Source organism: Granulicatella sp. (genome assembly GCF_057274575.1).
This window is the reverse complement of record NZ_DBHISP010000002.1, coordinates 166,744-192,128: the sequence shown is the minus strand read 5'-3', so window position 1 is coordinate 192,128 and position 25,385 is coordinate 166,744. Positions and strand designations below refer to the sequence as shown.

Below are 25,385 nucleotides of genomic sequence, written 5' to 3'. Positions count from 1 at the left end.
TATTATAGTAAAACTTTTGAAAAGGGGGTGCAACAGATAAAGTATACCTAAAAATTCTCAAAAAATTTTGGCGAATAGTCTTGCCAATCAATTCTTGGTTATCCTTACGGATACTTTTTATCATTACCATAATAGGATATCGATTCGAGTCTTCGTCTCTCATCTTTCAAACTTCAAAGTAGGAGTAAGGAGCAAGCTCCAACTCCTACTAATTCATCTTGAATATCATTCCCTATTATGGTAATGATAAAATCCGTAAGGTCCAAGAATTGATTTTAGACGTATTTAACTCTGTGAAATGGAACGGTGCAAAGAGTTTATGTGTGCTTTCTACAATTTTTTAAGACAGGTGTTATGCCTGTTTAAATGGGGTGCTAGCGAAGAGTCGATTTGGTTATGGAATCCTATATTTTTTTCTGAAACAATAGACGGCGTTTAGTGGATTTGTTATAATCGTTGTATTGAATGAGAAAGAGAGTGGTATCATGGCAACAGCATTGATCGTATATGCAAGTTTAACAGGAAATACAGAAGAGATTGCAGATATTTTAGCAGAAGCATTAGAAGACCGTGGAGTAGAAGTAGATGTGAAAGAATGTACTTCAGCACAAGCAAACGAATTCCATAATTATGATATTAATGTTGTCGCAACTTATACTTACGGAACAGATGGCGACTTACCTGACGAAATCGTCGACTTCTATGAAGAATTAGAGGAAGAAGATTTAACTGGGAAAGTATACGGAGCACTTGGTTCAGGGGATACTTTCTACGATAAGTTCTGCCAATCAGTATTAGATTTTGATGCGCAATTTGCAAAAACAGGTGCCAAAAAAGGTGCTGAAAATGTCTTAGTAGACTTGAACGCTGAAGCAGATGATATCGTCAATATCCAAGCTTTCGCGCAAAGCCTCGTTGAAGCTTTAGCATAATTGAAAATGTTGGCTGCCTTAGACAATTCGTTTAGGGTAGCTTTTTTATTGGAGGGAAAGGATGTATTATACCGTACAACAAACTGCAGAGAATCTGGAAATAGAATTAGGATATCTCATGCATTTAATCCAAACAAAGCAAGTGAAGACGGTGGAAGTGGATGGAGAGGTACTCTTGAACAGTGCACAGTTCGATTTCTTCTTGAAACAACGGGAACGTCTCTTAGAAGAATATCAGAAGTACTTGGATGAACCAATCCCAGAAGATATCGATATTAAGGATGAGGACTAAGGGAGGAGTAGCATGAAAGTAAAGAAAGTATCAAACTATGAGTTGTTTTTTGATTTAGTTTTTATACTTGCGACAAGTCAATTAGTGGGTATTCTCCATTCCACTCCAGAACACATTGTTAACTTGCAAGGGATTTTAGCGTTTTTTGTTGCAACTATTTCGATTTGGAGTGTGTGGTTAATGGAGAACTCATACTTAAATCGTTACAGTAGAAGAGATACGAATGATATTTATACTATTATCGCAGCGGCGCTTGTCATCGGAAATATGGTGACTTTATTTACAGCGAATTGGAGATTGGGAGTTGTTAATTTTAATGGAATTGCTATCCCAGTATATATTTATTACAATCTATTGATGATTGTCGTTTTGGGAATTATTATTTTGCAGTATTTATTGCATATTCGTAAGTACCAACAGTGTACGAATGATATGGTGATTCAAATTAAAGGAATATTCATCGCCATTTTGATTGTCATTGTTTCGATGGTGATCATTTCATTTACTCCAGTTGAGTATATCAACTATATTTATTTGTTCTCTTATTTAGCGCTTTTAATCTATCCAACTTTTATGACAAAGAAGATGAAATACAGCTATATGAACTTTCCGCATTTAGTGGAACGAATGCAACTGATTACGATTTTAACAGTAGGAGAATTGGTCGTCGCGGTCATCAAAACGTATCCACTAGCTGAACATTTTCTTTTATCTGTATCCACGTTTGTGATGGTTGGATTCCTATTTGTTTCTTATGTTTCTCAAACTGTTATCGGAATTGAACATCATCAAGAAAGAGCGGGTGTGCCCTTGGTGTATTTACATATTGGAATTTTAATTGCGATAAATATTATGACCGCTGGAGTAGAGATGTATTATGATGGTCAATTGTTAGAAATGGGAAGTTCAATGGTTCTTGTGGGTATCACACTGTTTTATGTGTGCCTTTTTGGAACTTCACGATACAATAAAGAAGGCCTACAGATAACGAAACAACTTGCAATGAGTTACTTTGTAGTCTACCTAATAGGAGCTATCCTAGCAGTTCTGTTTAAAAATAATACACTTCTTTTCTTCGGAATCCTTGCGATTCAATCTGTATCGATGACACAAGTGGCCATTCATTTTAGAAAAGAATGGATACAAGAAAATATTCAATTTTAACCAAAAAAACTCTGAAGCAATCGCTTCAGAGTTTTTTTTGGTCAATTGGAAATTAATTAGTTTTCTTTTGCATATGCAGCAGATTGCGCACCTGCTTGACGTCCGAAGATGATGATGTCGGCAACAGCGTTACCACCGATACGGTTTGCACCGTGAATTCCACCTGTAACTTCACCGGCTGCGTATAAGCCTTTGATTACAGAACCATCTTCTTTAAGAACTTCTGTATTCGTGTTGATCTTCAATCCACCCATTGTATGGTGAATACCAGGTGCGATTTGGATTGCGTAGTATGGTCCTTTTGTTAAGTCGTGGTCCATTGCAGTTTTACGTCCAAATTCAGCATCGTTTTTATCAGCGACAGCTTTGTTCCAAGTTTCTAATGTTGCTTTTAATGTTTCAGCAGGAACATTAATTTCTTTAGCTAGAGCTTCGATTGTGTCAGCTTTCTTCACTAATCCACGTTTTTCGTAGAATTTAACAGCCTTTGCACGTTCAATTAAAGCTGAGTCGAAGATTAAGTAAGCATATTTTTCTTTTAATCCAATGATTTGTTGTGATACTTTATCACGAGTTTCCATTTCGTTGTAGAAACGTTTACCTTCTTGGTTCACAAGAATAGCACCTTCACCACGAACTGATTCAGAAATCAATGTTGAAGTTGATTGTTCTACAGTTGGGTGAATTTGGATTTCTTTCATGTCAACAGTTGCAGCGCCTAATTCTTTTGCTAAAACAACACCGTCACCAGTTGAACCTTTTTGGTTTGTTGTTACGAATCCGTTTAAAGCAGGGTTGTATTCAGTTACCATTTGCATGTTGGCACCGAAACCACCAGTTGTTAATACAACTGCTTTAGCAGAGATTGTTTTTTCTTTGCCATCGATAGTAACGTTAACACCAGTTACTTTGCCGTCTTTTTCGTTTACTTTAGTTACGTCTGCATTCACAAATAATGGAATTTCACGTTCAGAAACGTTACGTAATAATCCATTCACTAAGTATTCCCCTACAGCTGAACCATCTGCTGGACGGTGAGTACGTTTTTCGCTCATACCACCAGTAGTTGTTAAGTTGCTAAGCGTGATTCCCATTGAATCTAACCAGTCAATCGCACTTGCTGAGTTGTCTACTAAGTAACGTAATAATTCAGGATTATTTGTACCTTTACCACCTTTTAGTGATTCTTCGTAGAATTTATCGTTAGAGTCTTTAATTCCTTCTTTTTCTTGGAATTTCGTTTGAGATGCGTTCATACCAGCAGAAGATTTTGTTGTGTTTCCTCCGGCAGTTGGCATTTTTTCTAAGATAACTGGGTTTAAACCAGCTTCTTTCGCTTGGATGGCAGCTGATAAACCAGCACCACCAGAACCTACGATGATAACATCATAGCTATCTTTTAATGTTGAAGGGTCTGCATATTTTTGAGCAGATGCACTTGCTACAGCTTCAGCAGTTGTTGTTTCTTGAGCTGTAGTTGAAGTTTTAGAACTATTATTTCCGCAAGCTGCTAATAATAGAACTGATGAAATAGCTAAACTAGCTAAAAGACCTTTTTTCATTTTCGCTCTCCTTTATGAAAAAATGTTTTATTAATTTCCTTTGATATAATATCACATTTTTAAGAAAACCACAATAAAAAATAAAGAATTGTTTAAGAAATAACAATGTGTTTATAAATATAGATAAAAATAAAAGATTATCTTTTTGAAAAAAAAGTTGACACCTAGGACATTTGCGTTCATAATGAACACATCACTAGAAAAGGAGTTAAGAACATGGAAAACATTTGTATCGTATTAAAATTAAATACGCGTTGGCAAAGCCACTAGATACAGGTTGTTCTTAACGTACATTTGTACATATAGATACAACCTTCATTGACGTGAACTTGTATCTATGTGGATTTCAATATTTAAAGCAAACTCGACCACGTAGATTCTATAGACTAGAGCTGACGTGGTCTTTCTATTTATAAGGGAGACTCGTAGTAACATACGTAGTCTCTTTTTTAATAGAGTTTGCGAATACCTATGTAATTTTGGGAGGAATTCATCATGAAAAAGAACAAAAGCATTTATTTATTCGGAGCATTATTAGTATTAGTAGTGATTGGAGCATTATTCTTCAATCAATCAGGAGATAAAAATAAAGAAACAAATACAGCTAACACAGCATCCACACAAACCGAAACCGTTAAAGTTGGGGTATTACAATTACTTAGCCACCCAGCCTTAGATGCCATCTATAAAGGACTACAAGACGAATTAAAAAATGAAGGATACGAAGTTGGTAAAAACTTAGAAATCGACCTTCAAAACGCACAAGGCGACCAAAGTAACTTAGCAAGCATGTCTGAAAAATTAGTTTCTGGTGGAAACAACATTTTAGTAGGGATTACAACTCCTGCAACATTAGCGTTAGCGAACAATACAAAAGAAACACCAATTATTATGGGAGGGATTACTTATCCAGTTGAAGCAGGTTTAATCGCAAGCGAATCAAAACCAGGAAACAACATTACAGGCGTGAGTGACCGTACACCCATCAAACAACAATTAGAAATCATGAAACAAGTTCTTCCTAACATGAAGAAAGTGGGAATCCTATACACTTCAAGTGAAGATAACTCCGTGAAACAAGCCGAAGAAGCTCAAAAAGCAGCGAAAGAACTAGGCCTAGAAGTTAAAGTGTCAACAATCGCAAATACAAATGATATTCAACAAGTAACTGAAAGTTTAGCAAGCCAAGTAGATGCTATCTTTGTTCCAATCGATAACACAATCGCAAGTGCAATGGCAACAGTCGTTCAAGTTACAGATGCGGTTAAAATTCCAGTATTCCCATCAGCGGATACAATGGTAGCTGACGGTGGAGTATTAGGTGTAGGGGTTGACCAATACCAAATCGGTGTAGAAACAGCTAAAGTAGTGGTGAAAGTATTAAAAGGTGCAAACCCAGCCGATACACCAATCACATTAGCAAACAAAGGTGTTGTCTATGTCAACGAAGAAAAAGCGAAAAAATTAGGCATTACAATTCCAGACAGTATCTTAAAAGATGCACAAAAAGTAACACCAACCAATAAATAAGAGAGTTTAGAAGCGTTGATATGATAGTAACTCTACGAGGTAGTACTTCATATACATTATAACGTATACGTTATAATAATCGTTTTAGAGGAGGATTTTTTTCGAAATGGATTTAGTAATTTCTTCGATTTCTCAAGGGATATTATGGGGCGTATTATCTCTAGGATTATTCATTAGTTTTCGAATTTTAAATATTGCAGATATGACGACTGAGGGGAGTTTTCCTCTTGGGGCTGCCACTTGTGTGATTTTGATTCAACAAGGGGTGCACCCTTTTTTAGCAACGCTTGTAGCCATGATTGCTGGAGCGCTTGCTGGTGGAGTGACGGCGTTCCTCATGACCGTTTGTAAAATTCCAAGTTTATTAGCAGGGATTTTAACAATGACGTCTCTATTATCGATTAACTTACGTGTCATGGGAAAAGCGAATATTACACTACTTGGGCAAGATACCATTTTTAGTGTCCTTTCAAAATTGGGCTTACCAAAGTATTTTGACATCATCATTATGGGGCTTATCATTATTGGATTTTTAATCTTCTTGATGTACTGCTTCTTCAAAACTGAATTTGGACAAGCGCTCATTGCAACAGGGGACAATGAAAAGATGGCACGTGCACTTGGAATTAACACGCGTAAGATGACAGTATTTGGTTTGATGTTATCAAACGCTCTGATTGCTTTAGCGGGTGCGATTTTAGCACAAAATAATGGATACGCAGATGTGAACTCAGGTCTTGGAACCATCGTTATTGCGCTAGCAGCCATTATTATCGGTGAAGTCATTTTTGCAGATGAGTCCTTCGTGGGACGTCTTGTCTGCATTCTATACGGATCGATTATTTACCGTTTACTATTAATGCTTGTATTATTACTCAATGTCTTCCAAGCAAACGACTTTAAACTCATCTCAGCAGCACTCATTGCATTCTGTTTAACAGTGCCGCAAATGAAAAGTTGGATTCAGCAAAAGAGCACACGTCATAGAAGGGGGGGGAATTAAATGAGTATTGAAATTCAGCATTTATCAAAAACATTTTTCCCTGGAACATCTCGTGAGCATAAGGCATTAAAACACGTAAGCTTATCGATTCAAGAAGGAGACTTTATCACGATTGTCGGCGGAAATGGTGCTGGGAAATCGACTTTCCTAAACGCGATTGCTGGTAATTTTTCTTTAGACGAAGGAACGATTTCATTTGGAGGTCATCAAATTGAGCATACATCGGACTTTGAACGAGCGGCTTATATTAGTCGTGTCTTCCAAGATCCAATGCAAGGAACAGCCCCTCGGATGACAGTGGCTGAAAACTTAGCCTTAGCAAACTGCCGAGGTCAAAAACGTAGCCTCTTTAAAATGTCTTCTAAAGAAGAGTTGCAACAATTTGAAGCTTTACTAGCCCCCATAGGACTTGGATTAGAAGACCGCCTTCATACAGAAATCGGAATTTTATCAGGCGGACAACGTCAAACCATTTCACTCCTCATGGCAACGATGAACGCTCCGAAACTATTACTATTAGACGAACATACAGCAGCGCTTGATCCGAAAACACAGCGCAAGATTATGCAGAAAACACAAGAAACTATCGAAGAAAAAAACTTAACCGCTTTGATGATTACACACAATCTATCTGACGCGATTCATTTTGGAAACAGACTTATTGTCATGCATCGTGGAGAGATTGTACGCGATTTTGTCAAAGAGGAAAAAGCAGTATTAACAGAGGAAGAACTATTCCGTTTAATGAATGCTCTTGATGAAGCGGACTTACAAGGTGAATAAAACAATGGAAGAAGTGAAATAATTTTCATTTCTTCCTTTTTTTATGGACGGACTTTGATATAATGAAAGAGAATAAATTGTAAAGGATGAGTGCAAATGGAGTTTTGGAGTCATTTGAACCCTAGGAGATATCGAAAATCAGGTTATATTGCTATTGGCGCATTAATCGGTGTGCTAGCAGGTAGTGCGGTTAGTTTATTTAGATATATGATTGGTTTTATTTTAGAACAAGTAGTAAACGTCTATTTATTTTTGAGAGAACAATCGCAATGGATTCCTGTATGGATTCTGTTTAGCCTTGTAATGGGGATTATTTTAGGGCGGATTGTAAAGAGTGATCCTGATATTAAAGGGAGTGGGATTCCACAAGTAGAATTACAACTTCAAGGAAAGATGGATATGAATTGGTGGTCTGTCTGCTGGAAGAAATTCGTAGGTGGAGCGATTTCGATTGGGTCAGGACTCTTGCTTGGACGTGAAGGCCCTTCGATTCAATTAGGAGCATCGGTTGGTCAAGGAGTTGCAGAGACATTTAAGGCAAATCGGGTACAGAAGAATGTGTTTATTTCCAGTGGAGCTGGTGCCGGTCTTGCCGCAGCGTTCAATGCTCCGATTGCTGGACTTATGTTTGTATTAGAAGAAGTTCATCATACCTTCAGTCCACTTGTAGCCGTGACAACTCTAACAGCAGCAATCGTGGCTAACTTTATTTCATTAAATGTCTTTGGGACACATCCTTCGCTTAACCTGGGGAATGACCAACGTTTTCCGATGGAATATTATGGATATGTTGTCCTTCTTGGCATTGTCCTTGCAATTTTTGGATTAGCGTACCATCGTCTCACATTAGCTTTGCCAAAGATTTACAAGACACTTTTTCCGAAAGTGGCACCGTATAATTACTGCCTTATTGCCTTTATGTTGATTATTCCTCTTGGAATATGGAATCCACATGTTTTAGGCGGTGGTGGTGAGTTAGTATTAGCACTCGTTAAAGAAAATGATACTGTTCAATTTTTAGTGGGGCTATTTGTGATTCGTTTTGTCTACTCAATGATTTCATACGGAACAGGACTTCCTGGGGGGATTTTTTTACCGATTCTTTCACTCGGAGCTCTTCTTGGATTGGTATATGCTGAATTCCTCATTGAATTTTTAGGGATAGACCCAAGTGTACGCGTTAGCTTTGTGTTCTTTGCGATGGCAGGGTACTTTGCAGCAATTGGGAAAGCACCATTAACAGCCTTGCTACTTGTAACAGAGATGGTCGGTGGATTAAACCAATTGATGCCTCTTGGAATTTGTACATTAGTGGCCTATATCGTAGCTGACTTCTTGAAGATGGACCCAATCTATGAAGTGTTAGCAGAACGTTTAGATAAAGAACATTCAACCGATACAAAAGGAGAGCGTACAACCTTCGAAGTGCCTGTGATGGTGGATAGTCCGCTTGTTGAAAAAGCCATCCGTGATATTCAGTGGCCAGAGCAAATCATTATAGCAACAGTTCGACGTGGTGCAAAAGAAATTATCGCTCGCGGAGATACGGTTTTACAGAGTGGTGACATTTTGATTGTTGTTTGCGATGAAGGAATTGTCGGAAAGGCAACGGAAGAGATGATGCATCTTGTGACGGCTCCCTAGAGTTATTTTGTAATAAATGGTATAATGTAAAATTGAGAGGTGATAAAGATGAGCGAACAAGGAAATGAATTACAAAGAAGTTTTAATCGATACTTAAAAAGAAATCAAGCATGGGTGTTTATCATCCTTACAGGTATTATTCTATTTGTGTCCGTATTCGTTTATCGTAGTTTCGCGAAATCGACGAAGGTACCACTAGAAAATTACAAAGATCAAATTACACATATGCAAGGACAAATCGATGCACAAGAAACACGCATCCAACAATTGGAAGAGCAAATCAAACAATTGCAAGAAAAATCAAATTAAAATGACAAACACCTTGGGCGGAAATCGTTCAAGGTGTTTTTTCTAGGTTATAAGAAGTAACAATTATGTTACGTAACAAAAATACTACATCCATACTTTTTGAAAAATACGTATTAATTGTTGTTGTAGGGCAGTAGAGCGTTCCTCGTGAAGCGAGTGTCCTTCAAGATAAAGCGAGTACGGCACTTCGATTTGAACGGCTTCAATTCGCGGGCGCTTCCCAAAGGTTGTAATAATATTGCCACCTGAAAAGGGAGTGTCTACTTGAGTGGATATTCCTTCTTCATGAAAGAGGCGTTGGAGTTGTGCCAGAAGCTCTTCGTTAATAGTTTGTTTCTTGCGCGTTCCTAAAATAATATCGCTGGTTTGAAAAAGCTTGTCATCATAACTATGTAAATCGACCAACAACACTTTTTCATGCTGTTCTAACTTTTCGTTCAGTAGGTTTTCTAAATGAAGGTAGTAAGGACTATAATAACGTTGCAACCAATCCGCTTGTTTTTTCTTAGAAGGATAGTTGTTAAATAGCTGATTGCCTACTTCATCAATTCTAGGAATGATGGGCTGTGTCGCTTTCCCTGTGCGTAGTTTAAAGCGATTCACGTCTACAATATAGCGAGAAACGTTGGCTACTAGAGTCGTCTCAGAAAGTGGGGCCACAAGTTCCTGTAGTTCCCAGTCAGTATGTTCACGCTTGGTTGCTAGATTACAAATCGGAGCAATGTCTTGTGGGATGTCTGTTCCACTGTGCGGAATTGAAATCACAAGAGGAGAATTCGACTGTTTATGAATGACTTGCATCGGAGCACCTTCTTTCGTTTTTCAATATTCCTAGTATAGCAAACGAACCGGAGATTGTGTATAATTGATACTAACTGAAAAGGAGTGACTATAATGGCTGAAATTAAATTAGTACCAAGAAGTGAAGTAGATCCTTCTATTACATGGGATATGACTTTATTATATCCAAACGACGAAGCGTTTTACGCAGAGTTGGAGAAACTAAAGAAAGAAATGAAAGCTTTCAAAGAAAAATATGAAAACAAATTAGGGGATTTAGAAGTATTAGATGAAGCGATTCACAGGTATGAAGCGATTGAATTAGCAGTATACCGTGCTTCTCATTATGCGGAATTACCAATGGCAGTAGACCGCTTGAATCCGAAAGTGATTGAAAATGCGACAGCGTTTGAAGCAGTTAGCGTATCCTATGCGGAAAACATGAGCTTTGTGATGACAGAACTCATTTCATTAGACGAAGCCTTCTTAAACCAATTCGTGGAAGAGAAGAGACCAGACTTAGCCTACTTTGTAGAAAAAGTGATTCGCCAAAAGAAACATACGCTTTCTAAAGATGCAGAACAAGTCTTATCAAACTTAAGTAGCTTACCAGGCTTCTACCAATTATATGAAGTAACTAAACACGAAGATATGCAATTCGAGTCATTTGAAGCAAATGGTAAGACGCTTGAAAATAGTTTTGTATTATACGAAAACTTACATGAAATGGACGCGGATAAAGAAGTCCGTCGCGCTGCGGCTAAGAGCTTCTACAAAACATTAAACGCTTATAAAAATACCGTTGCTAACGAATATATTTCTCAATTGAAGAAAGAAAAAATGATGGCAACGATGCGTGGTTACGATAGTGTCATTGACTACTTATTAGATGAGCAAGATGGGGACCGTGAATTATACGATCGTCAAATTCGCATGCTGATGACAAATCTAGCTCCTCATTTGCAACGCTATATTAAATTATTAGCCAGAGAGCATGGAATCTCTGATATGCAATTTATGGATGCAAAAATCAATTTGGATCCAGAGTTTGAAGTGGATATGACGATTGAAGAGTCTCGCGATTACTTGAAGAAAGCTTTAGGCATTCTTGGAGAAGACTACAAAGCGATGATTGATGAAAGTTATGACAAACGCTGGACAGATTTTCCACAAAACATTGGTAAGAGTACTGGTGGGTTCTGTGCGACGGTTCCTAATGTTGCCGGATTTATTCTATTATCATGGACAGGTAAAATGAATGAAGTATTCGTCTTAGCGCACGAACTAGGACATGCATATCACTTCATGTCAACAGGGAAACATCAATCGATTTTAAATAATGAATGTTCATTATACTTCGTTGAAGCTCCTTCGACATGTAATGAAGTCATTGTTTCAAACTACTTACTCAAAACAAGCACAGATGCCAGATTTAAACGTTGGGTGATTAGCAATATGATTAGCCGTACGTACTTCCACAACATGGTTACTCACTACATGGAAGCCGTTTACCAAGATCGTATTTATAAGATGCTTGATAAGAACGAAATGTTGAACGCTGATGTATTATCAAACGTGAAAAAAGAAGTGATGCAAGAATTCTTCGGAGACAGCCTTGTTGTAAACGTTGGGGCAGAATTAACATGGATGCGTCAACCGCACTACTACATGGGATTATATCCATATACGTATTCAGCAGGTCTTACAATCGGTACTGCAATTGCCAACCAAATCGAAGAAAACCCTGAACATGCTAATGTGTGGTTAGATACATTATCTAAAGGTGGAAGCATGTCTGCCAAAGACTTAGCGATTCATGCTGGTTGCGATGTTTCAACAGATGAACCATTGAAACAAGCCATTGCTTACGTTGGACATTTAGTAGACCAATTAGAAAGCTTAACAGAAGAATTAAAAGCATAATCAACGTAAAAAACGCGCTACAACCGTAGCGCGTTTTTTCTATATTAACTATTAACAAAAGAAAATAAAAAGATTGGTTTGGCTAACTTAAAAGAGAGTTAGCATTTTTCAACATGTCAATTTTCTTCGTGTATTTTCTCTGTTCTATATTTTTACCAAAGAATTTCGCATTGAGAACCTACTGTATCTTGGAATGATTCGACGGGGGCCTGATTGGTTACGATATAATCAATTGCGTTGTAATTCGATAGTTTAAAGTAATGACTTGTATTGAATTTCGAGTGGTCCGCAAGTAGTACAGAAACATCAGAATTTGCAATCATCTGTTGTTTAAAAAGCGCTTGACTATGATTAGCCTCATAAGCAGCGAAACGGTCAAGCCCTCGACAGCTCATAAAGCAAATATCAGCATGGAAATTATTGATAAAACCCGTCGCAAAATCTCCCAAAGCCGAGTTTGTTCCATAGCCGATATGTCCTCCGCAGAAGAACAAAGTTATATTTTCATAATTGTTCAACTTACGTGCGATTTCAATCCCGTTTGTAATGACACGTAAATTTTGAAGGGTTCCTAAGTGAGGTGCGAGTGCGGCGCACGTGGATGAACTATCAATAAAAATTGATTGGTTATCCGTTAAGAAAGTGGAGGCAGTTTCTGCTATTTGTTGTTTCCCCTGAGTTTCTTCATGGCTTCTGCTATCATAAGCGTATTCAATATTGTTTGTAGTAACAAGTCGAACTTCGCCATGAGATCGAATGATTTTTCCTTCTTTTTCTAGTTTAATCAGGTCACGCCTCAATGTAGAGGTGGAGCAATACATCAACGCTTCCAGTTGGAAGGTAGAGATGATTTTCCTTTTGGTGAGAATGTCCATAATACGAGACATTCGCTCTAAAGATACCATAATAAAACCCCCTAGTTGAACGTTTTTGAACATTTATGAACAAATTATAGCACAATACTTGAATGATGTTCAATAGTTCATCCATGTATTGTATCCGCTTTCTTGTGTTGCTAATATATTAATCAGAAAGGGATGATACTATGACTTTTGATGAACAAGTAGTACGCGAACAAATTTGTGATGTGTGTCATAAAATGTGGCAGCTAGGATGGGTAGCTGCAAATGACGGAAATGTCTCAGTTCGTATTGATGAGGATACCATCATCGCAACACCAACAGGTATCAGTAAGAGTTTTATCACACCAGAAAAACTCGTTAAATTAAATATGAAAGGAGAAGTAATTGAAGCCAACGAAGGATATCGTCCTTCAAGCGAAATTAAAATGCATATTCGCTGCTATGAAGAACGCGACGATGTGAAATCTGTTGTCCATGCTCATCCGCCAATTGCAACTGGATTTACATTAGCACATATTCCATTAGATACTTATTCACTAATTGAAAGTGCGATTGTTATCGGTTCAATTCCAATAACACCATTCGGAGTTCCTTCAACAATGGAAGTTCCAGATGCGATTACACCATACTTACAAGAACACGACGTGATGTTACTTGAAAACCATGGTGCTTTAACAGTTGGTAGTGATGTAATTACAGCATACTACAGAATGGAAACATTAGAACTCGTGGCTAAATCAACATTCCACGGAAGAATGTTATTACTAACAAAAGGCATTGAAGAAAAAGAAATCTCAAGAGAAAAATTAGAGCAAATGTTCAAAATGCGTGAGAATTACAAAGTAACAGGTCGTCACCCTGGATATAAGAAATACAATCCAGACGGAACTGTTCGTGAAGTTTAGTAAGAATAGGAGGAACAAAAATGATTCAACATCCACGTATTGGGATTCGCCCAACTATTGACGGTCGTCGCCAAGGAGTTCGCGAATCGTTAGAAGTTCAAACAATGAATATGGCGAAGAGTGTCGCTGCTTTAATCGAGTCTACATTGAAATATCCTGATGGACAACCGGTTGAATGTGTGATTTCACCTTCAACAATTGGTCGTGTACCAGAAGCAGCAGCATCTCACGAACTATTCAAAAAATCAAACGTGTGTGCAACAATTACAGTAACACCTTGCTGGTGCTACGGTAGTGAAACAATGGATATGTCACCTGATATTCCACATGCTATTTGGGGATTCAACGGAACTGAAAGACCAGGGGCTGTATATTTAGCAGCAGTTCTTGCTTCTCATGCTCAAAAAGGAATTCCAGCATTCGGAATTTACGGTAAAGACGTTAAAGAAGCATCTGATACAGAAATTCCTGAAGACGTTAAAGAAAAAATTTTACGTTATGCAAGAGCAGCTCTTGCTACAGGATTAATGAGAGATACAGCTTACTTATCAATGGGTAGTGTATCAATGGGTATCGGTGGTTCAATCGTAGATCCTGACTTCTTCCAAGAATACTTAGGAATGCGTAATGAATCAGTAGATATGACTGAATTCACTCGTCGTATCGACCGTGGAATTTATGATCACGAAGAATTCGAACGTGCACTTAAATGGGTGAAAGAAAACGTTAAAGAAGGATTCGACCGCAACCGTGAAGACTTAGTGTTAAGCCGTGAAGAAAAAGATAAACAATGGGAATTCGTGATTAAGATGTTCATGATTGGACGTGACTTAATGATTGGTAACCCAAGACTTGCTGAACTAGGCTTCGAAGAAGAAGCAGTTGGTCACTACGCTCTTGTTGGTGGATTCCAAGGTCAACGTCAATGGACAGACCACTTCCCTAACGGAGACTTCATGGAAACATTCCTAAACACTCAATTTGACTGGAACGGAATTCGCAGACCATACATCTTCGCAACTGAAAATGATGCGTTAAACGGTGTATCAATGCTATTCAACTACTTATTAACAAACACTCCACAAATCTTTGCGGATGTTCGTACTTATTGGAGTCCGGAAGCGGTTGAACGTGTAACAGGACATAAACTTGAAGGCCATGCTGAAAATGGATTCTTACACTTAATCAACTCTGGTTCTTGTACATTAGACGGTACTGGTCAAGCTACAAGAAACGGGGAACCAGTGATTAAACCATTCTGGGAATTAGAACAAAGTGAAGTAGACGCAATGCTTGAAAATACTGACTTCCCAGTAGCAAACCGCGAATACTTCCGTGGAGGCGGTTACTCAACTCGCTTCTTATCTAAAGGAAATATGCCTGTAACAATGGTTCGCTTGAACTTATTGAAAGGCATTGGACCTGTATTACAAATTGCAGAAGGCTATACACTTGATTTACCTGAAGATGTACACCATACGTTGGATAACCGTACAGATCCAGGCTGGCCAACAACTTGGTTTGCTCCTCGCTTAACAGGTAAAGGCGCATTCAAGTCAGTATACGATGTAATGAATAACTGGGGTGCAAACCACGGTGCTATCACTTATGGACATATTGGTGCTGACCTTATCACTCTTGCTTCAATGTTACGCATTCCTGTAAATATGCATAACGTTGCAGAAGAAGATATTTTCAGACCTAAGAACTGGTCATTATTCGGAACAGAAGATTTAGAATCAGCTGACTACCGTGCATGCCAATTATTAGGACCTATTCATAAGTAAGAGAAAGGAGAGACTAAAATGACAAAAACAATTATTTTAGCCTGTGTCGGTGGATTGACAACAAGTATGCTCGTTGAACGCATTCAAGAAGTAATTTACCGCGATAAATTAGATTACTCATTCTACTCAGTAGGGATTACGGGGATTGATACTCTAAAAAATATTGATGTCTTATTATTAGGACCTCAATTAGCTTATTTAGAAGAAAAAGCAAAAGCTTCACTAAACGTTCCAGTTGCAGTAATTTCAGACGAAGATTTTGAAAATATGCGTGGCGAAGAAGTTCTAAAACAAGCGATTGAATTATTAGGTTAAATAAATGAGCGAATCAAACAAATCGGATACGCAACGATTGATGCAACTGATTGTAAAAAGTAGTAAAGTAACAACTTTAGCTTTGCAATCTGTTAAGAGTGCTCTTGCAGGTGATATTTCATCTGCAAGAAGCATCCTTGATGAAGCGAAGGCTAAGGGAGTAGAAGCACATAATGTTCAAACAGAAATGATTCAGCAAGAAATTAGAGGCGAGGGGCTAACAACAACGCTCCTATCCGTTCATGCTCAAGATCATTTTATGAACAGTCACTTGCTGCTAGAAATAGTGAACATCATCGTTGATCAACAAGAACAAATAGAAGCGCTGAAAGAGCGTATTACAAAACTGGAACAGGTAGGTGAAATGCATGAGTAATCCAGTTATTCTTGAAATGAAGGGGATTGTAAAATCGTTTGGACCAGTTAAAGCCTTAAAAGGTGTAGACTTCGACTTAAGAGCTGGTGAAGTACACGCACTAATGGGGGAAAACGGTGCTGGTAAATCAACTTTAATGAAAGTTTTGACCGGTATTTATGGAGCAAACGAAGGAACAATTCACTATAACGGAAAACAAGTAGAATATTCTAAGCCAAAAGAGGCTATGGACGATGGGATTGTAATCGTGCACCAAGAGTTAAATATGATGAACCACTTATCAGTGGCTCAAAATATCTTCATCGGTCGTGAAGAAATCAATCAAGGATTGTTCATTGATGATAATGCCGGAAACAAAAAGGCAAAGGAATTATTCAAATTGTTGAAACTGGATATTAATCCACAAGAAAAAGTGGGAAACTTAACAGTTGGTAAACAACAAATGGTTGAAATCGCGAAAGCGTTGTCAATGGATGCGAAGATTATTGTTTTTGACGAACCAACAGCAGCGCTAACAGAATCAGAAATTAATGAGTTATTCGCAATTATTGATGACTTACGTGCTAAAGGTGTAGGAATTATCTATATTTCACACCGTATGGACGAAATTGCCCGTATTACTGACCGTGTAACGGTTATGAGGGACGGGGAATATGTTGGAACTGTAAATACAAAAGAAACTACGAAGGATGAAATCATCGCAATGATGGTAGGTCGTACTATTTACGAAGATCCGAAAGCGGTTTCTGCAGTACCAGAAGGTGCACCAGTTGTATTAGAAGTGGAACATTTGAACTCAGGAAGCCACGTAAAAGATGTTAGCTTTGTGCTTCATAAAGGTGAAATCTTAGGGTTCTCTGGATTAATGGGAGCGGGTCGTACAGAAGTAGCTCGTTTATTATTTGGAGCGGATAAGAAAGATAGCGGAACAATTAAAATTAATGGTAAAGAGGTTGATATTAAATCTCCTCAAGATGCGATTAAAGAAGGTATTGGTTATCTTTCAGAAGACCGTAAACGTTATGGATGTATCGTTGATATGACTATTGCCAATAACACTGTAATGACGAACTTAGATAAGTACATCAAAGGTGGTTTAATCGATGACGGTGAAATTGTTAAAGTAAGTGACAAATTCGTTCAATCACTGAAAACAAAAACGCCATCTTCTAAACAACTTGTTCGTAACTTATCAGGTGGTAACCAACAAAAAGTTGTTATTGCAAAATGGCTAGAACAAAATAGCGATATTCTAATTTTTGACGAACCAACTCGAGGAATTGACGTTGGTGCGAAAAGTGAAATTTACTCATTAATGAATGAACTGGTAGCTCAAGGAAAATCAATCATTATGATTTCTTCAGAGCTTACAGAAATTTTACGTATGAGCGATCGGATTGTTGTTATGTGTGAAGGTCGTAAGACAGGGGAACTTGAAATCAGTCAAGCAACTCAAGAACGAATCTTAGCATTAGCAACAGATCGATAAACGAGGAGAGGTATAGATATGGAAGAGAAAAAGTCCCTATGGACTAAACTGGTAAGAACAGTTGGTTTACAAAAGTTAATTGCATTAATCGCGTTGATCGTGATTTTCACATTCTTTGCAGTCTCAAGTGAATCGTTCCGTTCGTTTGATACAGCGGTGAGCATTTTAGACGCATCTTATTACATTGGTTTCTTAGCAATTGGGGTAACATTCGTTATTATCACTGGTGGTATTGACTTATCAATCGGTACAGTAATGATGTGTTCTGCCATCATCGGTGGAGTGCTCCATACAAAAATGGGTTGGCCATTATGGCTAGCATTGTTGGCAATATTGGTGATTGGAGGTGTATTTGGATTATTCAACGGAATTTTAATTGCGAAATTTGGATTACCACCATTCATCGCAACGCTTGGTACAATGATGATTTCACGTGGTTTAAGTTCAATCATGTCAAACGTACAAAGTGTGACGTTCCCATTACGTGGAACTGCTGAAGGTTGGTACAAAGACTTATTCAGAACGCAAGATAATTTTCCGACTGGGTTGATTGTCTTGATTGTCGTAGCGATTATTGCAGCCATTGTATTAAATAAAACAAAAATTGGTCGTTACATTTTTGCCATTGGTTCTAATAAAGAAGCTACTAGACTTTCAGGTGTGAACGTTATCAAATGGGAAGGTATGGCTTATGTCATCAGTGGTCTTCTAGCAGGTCTTGCTGGTATCGCTTATGCTGCAACGTATTCAACAATCCTTCCTGGTACAGGGAACGGTATGGAACTTGATGCCATCGCCGGAGTAGTAGTCGGTGGTACTTCACTTGCCGGTGGGATTGGTTCAGTTGTTGGTACAATCATCGGGGTATTTATTATGTCTGTCTTGAAGATTGGTTTACCATACATCGACTTGCAACCACACTATCAATTATTCATCACAGGTTTCGTTGTAATCGTTGCCGTTTACTCAGATATCTTAATCCGCATGAATAAGAAAAAATAAGTTTGATATTGTACACAATGAGTTGGGAACACTCCTTCAAACGAAGGGTCAAAAAGGACATATAAAGGAGAAAAAATCATGAAAAAATCATTTAAATATGCAATTGCAACTCTAGCTTGTGCTTCTGCTTTATTAGCAGGATGTACTTCAAATAAATCAAATGCTGACGGTGGAAAAACTCAATCAGGTGGCGACTTCAAAGTAGAAGTAATAGCTAAAGGTTTCCAACATGACTTCTGGAAAGCTGTTAACAAAGGGGCTGAAAAAGCAGCGAAAGAATTTGGGGCTAAAATTAATTTCGTAGGTCCTCAAAACGAAACAGCTATCGCAGAACAATTGGAACAATTAAACAATGCAATCAACAAAAATCCAAAAGCAATTGCTTTAGCTGCATTAGATACTGAAGCAGAATTAGATGCGATTAAACAAGCACAATCTAAAAAGATTCCTATTATCGGGTTTGACTCAGGGGTTCCAGGAGCTCCAGAAGGAGCTATTAAAGCGACTGCATCGACAGATAACCATGCTGCAGGTGGTAATGCTGCTGATCACTTATTCCCATTATTAGAAAAGAAAATTGGCGACAAGAAAGTTCGTATTGGGGTTGTTTCTCAAGAAGTGAACTCACTTTCAATCACTCAAAGAACAAAAGGGTTCATTGATAAAATGGTTGAATTGTTAAATAAAAAAGGCATTAAAACTGCTGTAACTGGACATGATAAATTCAAAAACAATGTAAGCGAAGCAGATGCTAAAGTCGTTATCGAAGTTCGTGTTCCAGCTCAAGTAGACGATGCTGCAGGTAAAACTGAAGCTTCTACAGTTCTTGAAAAAGAAGACACTATCGCAATCTATGGTTCTAACGAATTCGCTGCAAAAGCAATCATCAACGCTAACGGTGGTTTCAAAGAATCTAAACTTGGCGCAGACAAGATCTTAGCTGTTGGTTTCGACTCAGGTGCATTACAACAAGATGCTATCCGTAAAGGAATCTTCGTTGGATCTGTAACTCAAGACCCAGTTCAAATTGGTTACCAAGCTGTTAAATTAGCAATTGCTTCAGCTAAAGGTGAGACAGTAAAAGACGTAGATACTGGTTCTAAATGGTATGACGCTAAGAACATTGATAGTGAAGAAATCAAAGCTTTACTATACGAATAAAAAATAGGGATTAGTAATGGAGGAGAAAACATGAGCTTGATTAAATTATTAGCCATTGATTTAGGTGCAAGTTCAGGACGTGTTATGCAGGCGATTTATGACGGACGCTCCCTCCAATTATCAGAGGTTCATCGGTTCAAAAACGAACCGGTGAATCTTAATGATGGTTTGTATTGGAATTTGCTGCACTTGTTTGGAGAAATTAAGCAAGGAATCAAGAAGGCTTCCAAAGATTCGATTCCGATTCGTTCCATCTCTGTTGATACATGGGGAGTAGACTATGCCTATCTAGATCAAAATGGAGATTTACTCTATCAACCACATTGTTACAGAGATAACCGAATGGGTAGATATGAGGAGTCATTTTATAACGCTATCTCGAAGAAAGAATTATTCCAAAAAACAGGTGTGCAGCCTGCAACCATTAATACGGTCTTACAAATCTATTCAGATTTGCAAGAAAAACCACAATTAAGAAATATCGTTCAACGCGTGTTATTTATCCCAGATTTAATCAACTACTTACTTTCAGGTGCACTCTCAAATGAATACACGATTGCAAGTACAAGTGGGTTACTGGATATCTTTACACAAGACTTCTCTGAAGAAGTATTTGAACGCTTAGACATTCCGCGTAAATGGTTCACAACACCTACGAAGAATGGTGCGGTTTTAAGACAATTATCACCACGCATCACTCAAGAATTGAAGGTTGATCCATTTGACGTGATTGCAGGGGCTGGACATGATACAGCTGCTGCAGTACTTGCGATTCCATATGAGCATGAAAAAGGCACTGTCTTTATTTCATGTGGTACTTGGTCGCTTGTCGGAACAGAATCTGACGAACCCGTTGTGACGGAAGAAGCATTTGCATCAGGACTTACTAATGAAGGATGTTTTGATGGTAAATATCGTCTCTTACAAAACACAACAGGAATGTGGATTATTCAAGAATTACAACGCGACTGGCGCTTGCAAGGAGAAGAAGTTGGCTTTGGCGAAATGGTCACATTAGCCGAAGAAGTCACTGACAACCAAACTTGGATTCATCCAAATGACCCAGTTTTCGCTTCTCCTGGAGAAATGGAAACAAAAATTAAAGAATGGTGTAAAGTGAGTGGACAAAAAGTTCCACAAACGAAAGGTCAAATCGTTCGTGTTGTTCTAGAAAGTTTAGCTTTAACCTATCTAGAAACGATTACTCAATTAGAGCAATTGACAAAACACGAAATGACAACTGTTCAAATGGTCGGCGGAGGCATTCAAAACAAATTGCTTTGCCAGTTAACAGCAGACTTTACAGGACGTACAGTGATTACAGGTCCTGTCGAAGCGAGTGCACTTGGAAATATCTTGTCACAAATGCTAACTCTTGGAGTGATTTCAAGTCGCAAAGAAGCACAAGACATTATCAAGGCTTCAGAACCTGTAACGCGTTATGAAAGTCGCGCAATTTCGAATTTTGAAGAAATTCGCTTGAAATTTAATAAAGTGAAGAGAGGAATTCAGTAATGTTAAAACAAATTCCTAAAATTTTAAGCCCAGAACTTGTGAAATATTTAATGGAAATGGGACATGGAGATGAATTGGTACTTGCGGATGCAAACTTCCCAGCTCATCGTATCGGCCAACGAGTAATTCGTATGGACGGTCATGGGGTGCCTGTTGCTTTAGAAGCGATTCTACAAGTATTGCCATTAGATACTTATAGTTCATATCAAGCAGGATTAATGCAGGTCGTTCCGGGAGATTCAACTGTTCCGGTGATTTGGGATGAATATAAACGTCTCTTAGAAGAAAATCACCCAGGAGCAGCAATTAAAGAGTTTGAACGATTTGAGTTTTACGAACAAGCAAAAGACGCCTATCTTGTCATTCAAACTGGAGAAGGTGCCTTGTACGGAAACATCATCTTGAAAAAAGGTGTTTTATAAATTTACTAATTAGGAGAGAAAAATTATGTCAACATTTTATGTACCAGCAATTAACTTAATTGGAAGAGGAGTCGTTAAAGAAATTGGTCCTTACGTAAAAGATTTAGGATATCATAAAGCTCTTTTAGTAACGGATAAATTTATCGAATCAAGTGATATTCTTCCCAAAGTAACAGGACCTTTAAAAGAAGCAGGTGTAGACTTCGTTGTTTACTCTGACGTAGAACCAAACCCAACTTGCAAAAACGTTAACGATGGGGTTGCTGCAGTAAAAGAAAACAACTGTGACTTTATTATCAGCTTGGGTGGTGGATCACCTCAAGACTGTGCAAGCTGTATTTCAGTGATCGCTACAAACGGTGGCAAACCACAAGACTACGAAGGATTGCATAAATCTGCTAGAAAAGGGTTACCAGTTGTTGCTATTAACACAACTGCAGGTACTTCAGCTGAAATTACAATCAACTATGTAATTACAGACGAAGAAAGAAAAGTTAAAATGGTAATGGTTGATAAAAACAGCCTAGCTTTAATTTCAGTAAATGACCCTGAATTAATGGTTTCTAAACCAGCAGCATTAACTGCAGCAACAGGTATGGATGCTTTAACTCACGCAGTTGAAGCTTTGGTAACTCCGGGTGCTTACGGCGTTACTAAGAAATTATCAATTGGAGCAATTGAATTAATTAAAGAATATTTACCACGTGCGGTTAAAGATGGCCATGACATCGAAGCTCGTGAAGGTATGGTGAACGCAATCTTCTTAGGTGGTATGTCATTCAACAACGCTGGACTTGGATATGTTCACTCAATGGCTCACCAATTAGGTGCTGTTTACAAACTTCCACACGGTGTATGCTGTGCTATGTTATTACCAGTAATCGAACGCGAAAATGCAAAACGTGTTCCAGCTGCATTCCGTGATGTTGCAAAAGCTTTAGGTTTACAAACTGAAGGTAAATCTGACGAAGAATGTGCAGCATATGCAATTAAAGAAATCGAAACTCTTTCTGAAACAGTAGGTATTCCTAAAAAATTAACTGAATTAGGAATTGAAGAAAAAGACTTCGACTTCGACTATCTATCTAAGAATGCGTTAATCGATGCTTGTGCACCAGGTAACCCATTCATACCAACATTAGAAGAAACAATTGCATTCTACAAAGAATTGTTCTAATTGATAAAATAAAAATTCGTATAGCTTTTAGATCTAGGAGTATTGTTCCCCCCAGTATTTGGACAATACTCCTTATTTATTTCTGGATAAGAATTTATGAAAACGCATAAATTGTTCTTGAAATTTCAGTTTAGCTGGTCTAGTATTAAGATATAGAATAAAAATAGGAGGAAATAGAATGATAGGGTTAATTCTTACAGGACATGGGGAGTTTGCAGTTGGAGTAGGACACGCTTTAGAAATGATTGCAGGAAAACAAACTGCATATAAAGTAGTGCCTTTCTTAGAAAGCGATCCAATAGAAACTCTTGAAAATAATCTAAGAGACGCTATGAAACAGTTGCAAGAGAAAACGGAAGGAATTGTTGTATTTGCTGACCTTTTGGGAGGAAGTCCTTTCAAATCAGCAATGGTAGCTTCAATGGATTTCGAAAATGTTGAGGTTGTGGTAGGTACAAACTTACCAATGTTAATCGAAATAGCGATGTTACGAGAGTTCGCTTCAAGCGCTCAAGATGTAGTAACTCAAAGTTTAACAGCAGGTCGAGAAGCCATTCAACAGGTGACTCTTCCAACACCTCAAGATAAAGTGGTCGAAGAAGACGGAGATGGAATTTAATGACAGCGGAATAGGAATTACTTTAGGACTATACTACTTATTAGCGCGTAAAAAATGGACGCCATTACGTTGTATCGTTCTTCTATTAGTTGTCGGAATCGGATTTGCATTCTTAGGGAACGTACTAGGAGTTAAATTCTGGGGTTAATTAGAATTCTAAAAAAATAAGCTAGGCATTAAGCCTAGCCTATTTTTTATGATTAATTGTGTTTTTTTGTAAGAACTTTAATACGATCTGCAAGAAAGACTGCAATGACTAATTTTCCTAAATCAGGAAGAATAAACGGATATAAACCGAAGCCAAGGATTTGTTGAAGACTTAGTTCTTGCATCTTAATGCTTAAGAGTACAAAGGTCATATAAGGAATTCCGATGACGTAGAAAATGACTTCACCAACAAGTGCGGCTAGAACCCATCCAAAAATATTGTTAATACGGTTTCCGATAAATGAGATGACAGGTGCAGCAACCATAAATCCAATAACAAAACCAAATGATGGAGAAACAAATAATGCAGTTCCTCCTCCTAATAAGAAAAGTAGTAGGAAGTGAATAAATTGAGCAGCAAATGCAGCAGCTGGTGGCAAGAGTAGGGATGCCAAAATTACTGTGGCAGTTTGTGCTGAGAATGGTACTGGACCAATCGAGATTTTTAAGTAGCTAGATACGTAGCAGAGTGCACCAAAAAGTGCAGCAAGTACAATTGTTTGAATCGATAATTTTTTCATGTGTTTAACTCCTAATGATTTAATTTTCTGGGCGAATACTTACTTCGCCATATGATAATGAATGAATGGATCCATCGTCTGTTTGAACAATGAGATGACCGTTATTGTCCACGTTTTTTGCGGTGGCAGGATATGTTTTCATACCGCTAATGACATTGATTTTCTTTCCGACAATAATCGAATGAGATTTATACTCTTCCATGAAGTCACGCTTACCAGAATTGATGGCCTCGTAGCATTGATTCCATTCTTTAAGGAAACGAGCTACAAACTCGTTGCGGCTAAAATTTTTTGGAATCTCTTGCGGAGAAAAGAGGGAGCCGATAATCGGTTTTAAGTCCTCTGGAATAATGGCGTCGTCGATATGCAAATTAATTCCCATGCCAACAATCAACGCATCCACCCTTTGAGCTTCAATATTTGTTACTGCTTCTGTTAAGATGCCAGCAATCTTTTTATCGTGGTAGTAAAGATCATTCACCCATTTAATTCCGACTGTTTCATGAATGAAAGATTCTACTGCACGCGTTGCGGCAACTGCTGTAGCGCAAGTGATTAAAGAAATGCTATCCAAATCACCTTCTGGAAAAATACAGATACTCATGTATAAACCAGATTTGGGAGGTGAGAGGAAGGTTCTTCCTAGACGGCCACGTCCAGCCGTTTGCTCTTCGGCAATAAAGAAGGTTGGAACTCTTGCTCCTGAAGCGCCATAGTTTTTAGCTAAATCATTGGTTGAAGTGGTTGTCTCAAAGACTTGAATATCCCAATCTTGTAAATGTTCACCTAGATGAGTCCGAATGCCTTCAAGGGTTAACAAATCCGTCTGTCTGGATAATTGATAACCTACTTTTGTGCTTGAGGTAATTTCGTAACCGTCTTTCTTTAATTGCTGAATGGCTTTCCAAACTGCGGTTCGAGAAAGATTCAAATGGTCAGCGATATCTTGTCCAGAAAGGGGTTTGTCTACGGTGCTATATAATAGTCGTAAAACTTCCTGTTTAGTACTCATAATGGCCTCCTTTCGTCAATATTCATGTTTTTAAGTGTAACAGATTTAATTCGATTGTCAACTGACAAATTAACGAAGGTTAACAATAGATA

The 25,385-nt window shown here is 38.1% G+C and carries 26 protein-coding genes; 21 read left to right on the top strand and 5 right to left on the bottom strand.

Annotated elements, in window-relative coordinates:
• Positions 1 to 485: 485 nt before the first annotated feature.
• The 3 genes from ACO5V7_RS02260 to ACO5V7_RS02250 all read left to right on the top strand — a co-directional run bounded on the left by ACO5V7_RS02260 (position 486) and on the right by ACO5V7_RS02250 (position 2,388).
• The gene (locus ACO5V7_RS02260) at positions 486 to 932 is read left to right on the top strand and encodes a flavodoxin (RefSeq protein WP_485484889.1); all 447 of its coding nucleotides are present in this window, start codon (positions 486 to 488) and stop codon (positions 930 to 932) included.
• 61 nt (positions 933 to 993) lie between these two features.
• Complete coding sequence (locus ACO5V7_RS02255) at positions 994 to 1,224, top strand: hypothetical protein (RefSeq protein WP_005606923.1); 231 nt, start codon at positions 994 to 996, stop codon at positions 1,222 to 1,224.
• 12 nt (positions 1,225 to 1,236) lie between these two features.
• A complete protein-coding gene (locus ACO5V7_RS02250) occupies positions 1,237 to 2,388 on the top strand; it encodes a low temperature requirement protein A (protein WP_485484888.1) in 1,152 nt (383 codons plus the stop codon).
• Between the two features lie 56 nt (positions 2,389 to 2,444).
• Here the strand turns inward: ACO5V7_RS02250 and ACO5V7_RS02245 are convergent, their stop codons facing one another.
• Entirely contained in the window at positions 2,445 to 3,950 is a 1,506-nt protein-coding gene (locus ACO5V7_RS02245; protein WP_298650409.1) for a flavocytochrome c, read from the bottom strand.
• 495 nt (positions 3,951 to 4,445) lie between these two features.
• Between ACO5V7_RS02245 and trpX the strand changes: the two genes are divergently transcribed.
• From trpX to ACO5V7_RS02220, 5 genes are all read left to right on the top strand, one after another.
• A complete protein-coding gene (gene trpX, locus ACO5V7_RS02240) occupies positions 4,446 to 5,480 on the top strand; it encodes a tryptophan ABC transporter substrate-binding protein (protein WP_485484887.1) in 1,035 nt (344 codons plus the stop codon).
• Positions 5,481 to 5,586: 106 nt separating this feature from the next.
• Positions 5,587 to 6,483 (top strand): ABC transporter permease, encoded by an 897-nt coding sequence (locus tag ACO5V7_RS02235; protein ID WP_485484886.1) that lies wholly within the window; start codon positions 5,587 to 5,589, stop codon positions 6,481 to 6,483.
• Positions 6,484 to 7,266 carry an ABC transporter ATP-binding protein gene (locus ACO5V7_RS02230; RefSeq protein ID WP_485484885.1) on the top strand — a complete coding sequence of 261 codons (783 nt, stop codon included), beginning with the start codon at positions 6,484 to 6,486 and terminating at the stop codon, positions 7,264 to 7,266.
• 96 nt (positions 7,267 to 7,362) lie between these two features.
• A complete protein-coding gene (locus ACO5V7_RS02225; protein ID WP_485484884.1) occupies positions 7,363 to 8,910 on the top strand; it encodes a ClC family H(+)/Cl(-) exchange transporter in 1,548 nt (515 codons plus the stop codon).
• Between the two features lie 48 nt (positions 8,911 to 8,958).
• Positions 8,959 to 9,219, top strand: coding sequence for a hypothetical protein (locus ACO5V7_RS02220; protein WP_298650421.1), 261 nt, complete (start codon positions 8,959 to 8,961; stop codon positions 9,217 to 9,219).
• 84 nt (positions 9,220 to 9,303) lie between these two features.
• Here the strand turns inward: ACO5V7_RS02220 and ACO5V7_RS02215 are convergent, their stop codons facing one another.
• On the bottom strand, positions 9,304 to 10,020 hold the full coding sequence (locus ACO5V7_RS02215) for an N-formylglutamate amidohydrolase (RefSeq protein WP_485484883.1): 717 nt from the start codon (positions 10,018 to 10,020) through the stop codon (positions 9,304 to 9,306).
• Positions 10,021 to 10,113: 93 nt separating this feature from the next.
• Here ACO5V7_RS02215 and pepF point away from each other — a divergent pair, with 93 nt between their 5' ends.
• The gene (pepF, locus tag ACO5V7_RS02210) at positions 10,114 to 11,922 is read left to right on the top strand and encodes an oligoendopeptidase F (RefSeq protein ID WP_485484882.1); all 1,809 of its coding nucleotides are present in this window, start codon (positions 10,114 to 10,116) and stop codon (positions 11,920 to 11,922) included.
• 152 nt (positions 11,923 to 12,074) lie between these two features.
• On the opposite strand, the gene ACO5V7_RS02205 is transcribed toward pepF, so the two are convergent.
• The gene (locus ACO5V7_RS02205) at positions 12,075 to 12,827 is read right to left on the bottom strand and encodes a DeoR/GlpR family DNA-binding transcription regulator (protein ID WP_485484881.1); all 753 of its coding nucleotides are present in this window, start codon (positions 12,825 to 12,827) and stop codon (positions 12,075 to 12,077) included.
• A gap of 140 nt (positions 12,828 to 12,967) precedes the next feature.
• Between ACO5V7_RS02205 and ACO5V7_RS02200 the strand changes: the two genes are divergently transcribed.
• The 12 genes from ACO5V7_RS02200 to ACO5V7_RS02145 all read left to right on the top strand — a co-directional run bounded on the left by ACO5V7_RS02200 (position 12,968) and on the right by ACO5V7_RS02145 (position 23,701).
• Positions 12,968 to 13,690, top strand: coding sequence for a class II aldolase/adducin family protein (locus tag ACO5V7_RS02200; RefSeq protein WP_070437948.1), 723 nt, complete (start codon positions 12,968 to 12,970; stop codon positions 13,688 to 13,690).
• 20 nt (positions 13,691 to 13,710) lie between these two features.
• On the top strand, positions 13,711 to 15,477 hold the full coding sequence (locus ACO5V7_RS02195) for an L-fucose isomerase (RefSeq protein ID WP_485484880.1): 1,767 nt from the start codon (positions 13,711 to 13,713) through the stop codon (positions 15,475 to 15,477).
• 18 nt (positions 15,478 to 15,495) lie between these two features.
• Positions 15,496 to 15,792: a PTS sugar transporter subunit IIB gene (locus ACO5V7_RS02190; protein ID WP_298650436.1), complete on the top strand. Its 297-nt coding sequence runs from the start codon at positions 15,496 to 15,498 to the stop codon at positions 15,790 to 15,792.
• Between the two features lie 4 nt (positions 15,793 to 15,796).
• Positions 15,797 to 16,168, top strand: a complete 372-nt coding sequence (locus ACO5V7_RS02185) for a PTS lactose/cellobiose transporter subunit IIA (RefSeq protein ID WP_485484879.1) — start codon at positions 15,797 to 15,799, stop codon at positions 16,166 to 16,168.
• Positions 16,161 to 17,657: a sugar ABC transporter ATP-binding protein gene (locus tag ACO5V7_RS02180; protein ID WP_298650441.1), complete on the top strand. Its 1,497-nt coding sequence runs from the start codon at positions 16,161 to 16,163 to the stop codon at positions 17,655 to 17,657. The genes ACO5V7_RS02185 and ACO5V7_RS02180 overlap by 8 nt, the downstream gene beginning before the upstream one ends.
• Positions 17,658 to 17,675: 18 nt before the next feature.
• Positions 17,676 to 18,659, top strand: a complete 984-nt coding sequence (locus tag ACO5V7_RS02175) for an ABC transporter permease (RefSeq protein ID WP_485484878.1) — start codon at positions 17,676 to 17,678, stop codon at positions 18,657 to 18,659.
• A 78-nt stretch (positions 18,660 to 18,737) separates the two neighbouring features.
• The gene (locus ACO5V7_RS02170; RefSeq protein WP_485484877.1) at positions 18,738 to 19,820 is read left to right on the top strand and encodes a substrate-binding domain-containing protein; all 1,083 of its coding nucleotides are present in this window, start codon (positions 18,738 to 18,740) and stop codon (positions 19,818 to 19,820) included.
• Positions 19,821 to 19,850: 30 nt separating this feature from the next.
• Positions 19,851 to 21,335, top strand: a complete 1,485-nt coding sequence (locus ACO5V7_RS02165; protein ID WP_485484876.1) for a rhamnulokinase — start codon at positions 19,851 to 19,853, stop codon at positions 21,333 to 21,335.
• Positions 21,335 to 21,757: an RbsD/FucU family protein gene (locus ACO5V7_RS02160; RefSeq protein WP_485484875.1), complete on the top strand. Its 423-nt coding sequence runs from the start codon at positions 21,335 to 21,337 to the stop codon at positions 21,755 to 21,757. Before ACO5V7_RS02165 ends, ACO5V7_RS02160 begins: the two co-directional genes overlap by 1 nt.
• Before the next feature lie 25 nt (positions 21,758 to 21,782).
• The gene (locus ACO5V7_RS02155) at positions 21,783 to 22,934 is read left to right on the top strand and encodes an iron-containing alcohol dehydrogenase (protein WP_485484874.1); all 1,152 of its coding nucleotides are present in this window, start codon (positions 21,783 to 21,785) and stop codon (positions 22,932 to 22,934) included.
• A 178-nt stretch (positions 22,935 to 23,112) separates the two neighbouring features.
• The gene (gene agaF, locus ACO5V7_RS02150; RefSeq protein WP_485484873.1) at positions 23,113 to 23,553 is read left to right on the top strand and encodes a PTS galactosamine/N-acetylgalactosamine transporter subunit IIA; all 441 of its coding nucleotides are present in this window, start codon (positions 23,113 to 23,115) and stop codon (positions 23,551 to 23,553) included.
• Positions 23,543 to 23,701: a hypothetical protein gene (locus ACO5V7_RS02145; RefSeq protein ID WP_485484872.1), complete on the top strand. Its 159-nt coding sequence runs from the start codon at positions 23,543 to 23,545 to the stop codon at positions 23,699 to 23,701. Before agaF ends, ACO5V7_RS02145 begins: the two co-directional genes overlap by 11 nt.
• A gap of 52 nt (positions 23,702 to 23,753) precedes the next feature.
• Here the strand turns inward: ACO5V7_RS02145 and ACO5V7_RS02140 are convergent, their stop codons facing one another.
• On the bottom strand, positions 23,754 to 24,281 hold the full coding sequence (locus tag ACO5V7_RS02140) for an ECF transporter S component (RefSeq protein WP_485484871.1): 528 nt from the start codon (positions 24,279 to 24,281) through the stop codon (positions 23,754 to 23,756).
• 19 nt (positions 24,282 to 24,300) lie between these two features.
• On the bottom strand, positions 24,301 to 25,293 hold the full coding sequence (locus ACO5V7_RS02135; protein ID WP_485484870.1) for a biotin--[acetyl-CoA-carboxylase] ligase: 993 nt from the start codon (positions 25,291 to 25,293) through the stop codon (positions 24,301 to 24,303).
• Positions 25,294 to 25,385 lie beyond the last annotated feature (92 nt).

What these genes read in the sequence shown, in the direction of transcription:
- ACO5V7_RS02260 (WP_485484889.1), top strand. Translation starts at nt 486, where the DNA reads ATGGCAACAGCATTGATCGTATATGCAAGTTTAACAGGAAATACAGAA.
- ACO5V7_RS02255 (WP_005606923.1), top strand. Translation starts at nt 994, where the DNA reads ATGTATTATACCGTACAACAAACTGCAGAGAATCTGGAAATAGAATTA.
- ACO5V7_RS02250 (WP_485484888.1), top strand. Translation starts at nt 1,237, where the DNA reads ATGAAAGTAAAGAAAGTATCAAACTATGAGTTGTTTTTTGATTTAGTT.
- ACO5V7_RS02245 (WP_298650409.1), bottom strand. Translation starts at nt 3,950, where the DNA reads ATGAAAAAAGGTCTTTTAGCTAGTTTAGCTATTTCATCAGTTCTATTA.
- trpX (WP_485484887.1), top strand. Translation starts at nt 4,446, where the DNA reads ATGAAAAAGAACAAAAGCATTTATTTATTCGGAGCATTATTAGTATTA.
- ACO5V7_RS02235 (WP_485484886.1), top strand. Translation starts at nt 5,587, where the DNA reads ATGGATTTAGTAATTTCTTCGATTTCTCAAGGGATATTATGGGGCGTA.
- ACO5V7_RS02230 (WP_485484885.1), top strand. Translation starts at nt 6,484, where the DNA reads ATGAGTATTGAAATTCAGCATTTATCAAAAACATTTTTCCCTGGAACA.
- ACO5V7_RS02225 (WP_485484884.1), top strand. Translation starts at nt 7,363, where the DNA reads ATGGAGTTTTGGAGTCATTTGAACCCTAGGAGATATCGAAAATCAGGT.
- ACO5V7_RS02220 (WP_298650421.1), top strand. Translation starts at nt 8,959, where the DNA reads ATGAGCGAACAAGGAAATGAATTACAAAGAAGTTTTAATCGATACTTA.
- ACO5V7_RS02215 (WP_485484883.1), bottom strand. Translation starts at nt 10,020, where the DNA reads ATGCAAGTCATTCATAAACAGTCGAATTCTCCTCTTGTGATTTCAATT.
- pepF (WP_485484882.1), top strand. Translation starts at nt 10,114, where the DNA reads ATGGCTGAAATTAAATTAGTACCAAGAAGTGAAGTAGATCCTTCTATT.
- ACO5V7_RS02205 (WP_485484881.1), bottom strand. Translation starts at nt 12,827, where the DNA reads ATGGTATCTTTAGAGCGAATGTCTCGTATTATGGACATTCTCACCAAA.
- ACO5V7_RS02200 (WP_070437948.1), top strand. Translation starts at nt 12,968, where the DNA reads ATGACTTTTGATGAACAAGTAGTACGCGAACAAATTTGTGATGTGTGT.
- ACO5V7_RS02195 (WP_485484880.1), top strand. Translation starts at nt 13,711, where the DNA reads ATGATTCAACATCCACGTATTGGGATTCGCCCAACTATTGACGGTCGT.
- ACO5V7_RS02190 (WP_298650436.1), top strand. Translation starts at nt 15,496, where the DNA reads ATGACAAAAACAATTATTTTAGCCTGTGTCGGTGGATTGACAACAAGT.
- ACO5V7_RS02185 (WP_485484879.1), top strand. Translation starts at nt 15,797, where the DNA reads ATGAGCGAATCAAACAAATCGGATACGCAACGATTGATGCAACTGATT.
- ACO5V7_RS02180 (WP_298650441.1), top strand. Translation starts at nt 16,161, where the DNA reads ATGAGTAATCCAGTTATTCTTGAAATGAAGGGGATTGTAAAATCGTTT.
- ACO5V7_RS02175 (WP_485484878.1), top strand. Translation starts at nt 17,676, where the DNA reads ATGGAAGAGAAAAAGTCCCTATGGACTAAACTGGTAAGAACAGTTGGT.
- ACO5V7_RS02170 (WP_485484877.1), top strand. Translation starts at nt 18,738, where the DNA reads ATGAAAAAATCATTTAAATATGCAATTGCAACTCTAGCTTGTGCTTCT.
- ACO5V7_RS02165 (WP_485484876.1), top strand. Translation starts at nt 19,851, where the DNA reads ATGAGCTTGATTAAATTATTAGCCATTGATTTAGGTGCAAGTTCAGGA.
- ACO5V7_RS02160 (WP_485484875.1), top strand. Translation starts at nt 21,335, where the DNA reads ATGTTAAAACAAATTCCTAAAATTTTAAGCCCAGAACTTGTGAAATAT.
- ACO5V7_RS02155 (WP_485484874.1), top strand. Translation starts at nt 21,783, where the DNA reads ATGTCAACATTTTATGTACCAGCAATTAACTTAATTGGAAGAGGAGTC.
- agaF (WP_485484873.1), top strand. Translation starts at nt 23,113, where the DNA reads ATGATAGGGTTAATTCTTACAGGACATGGGGAGTTTGCAGTTGGAGTA.
- ACO5V7_RS02145 (WP_485484872.1), top strand. Translation starts at nt 23,543, where the DNA reads ATGGAATTTAATGACAGCGGAATAGGAATTACTTTAGGACTATACTAC.
- ACO5V7_RS02140 (WP_485484871.1), bottom strand. Translation starts at nt 24,281, where the DNA reads ATGAAAAAATTATCGATTCAAACAATTGTACTTGCTGCACTTTTTGGT.
- ACO5V7_RS02135 (WP_485484870.1), bottom strand. Translation starts at nt 25,293, where the DNA reads ATGAGTACTAAACAGGAAGTTTTACGACTATTATATAGCACCGTAGAC.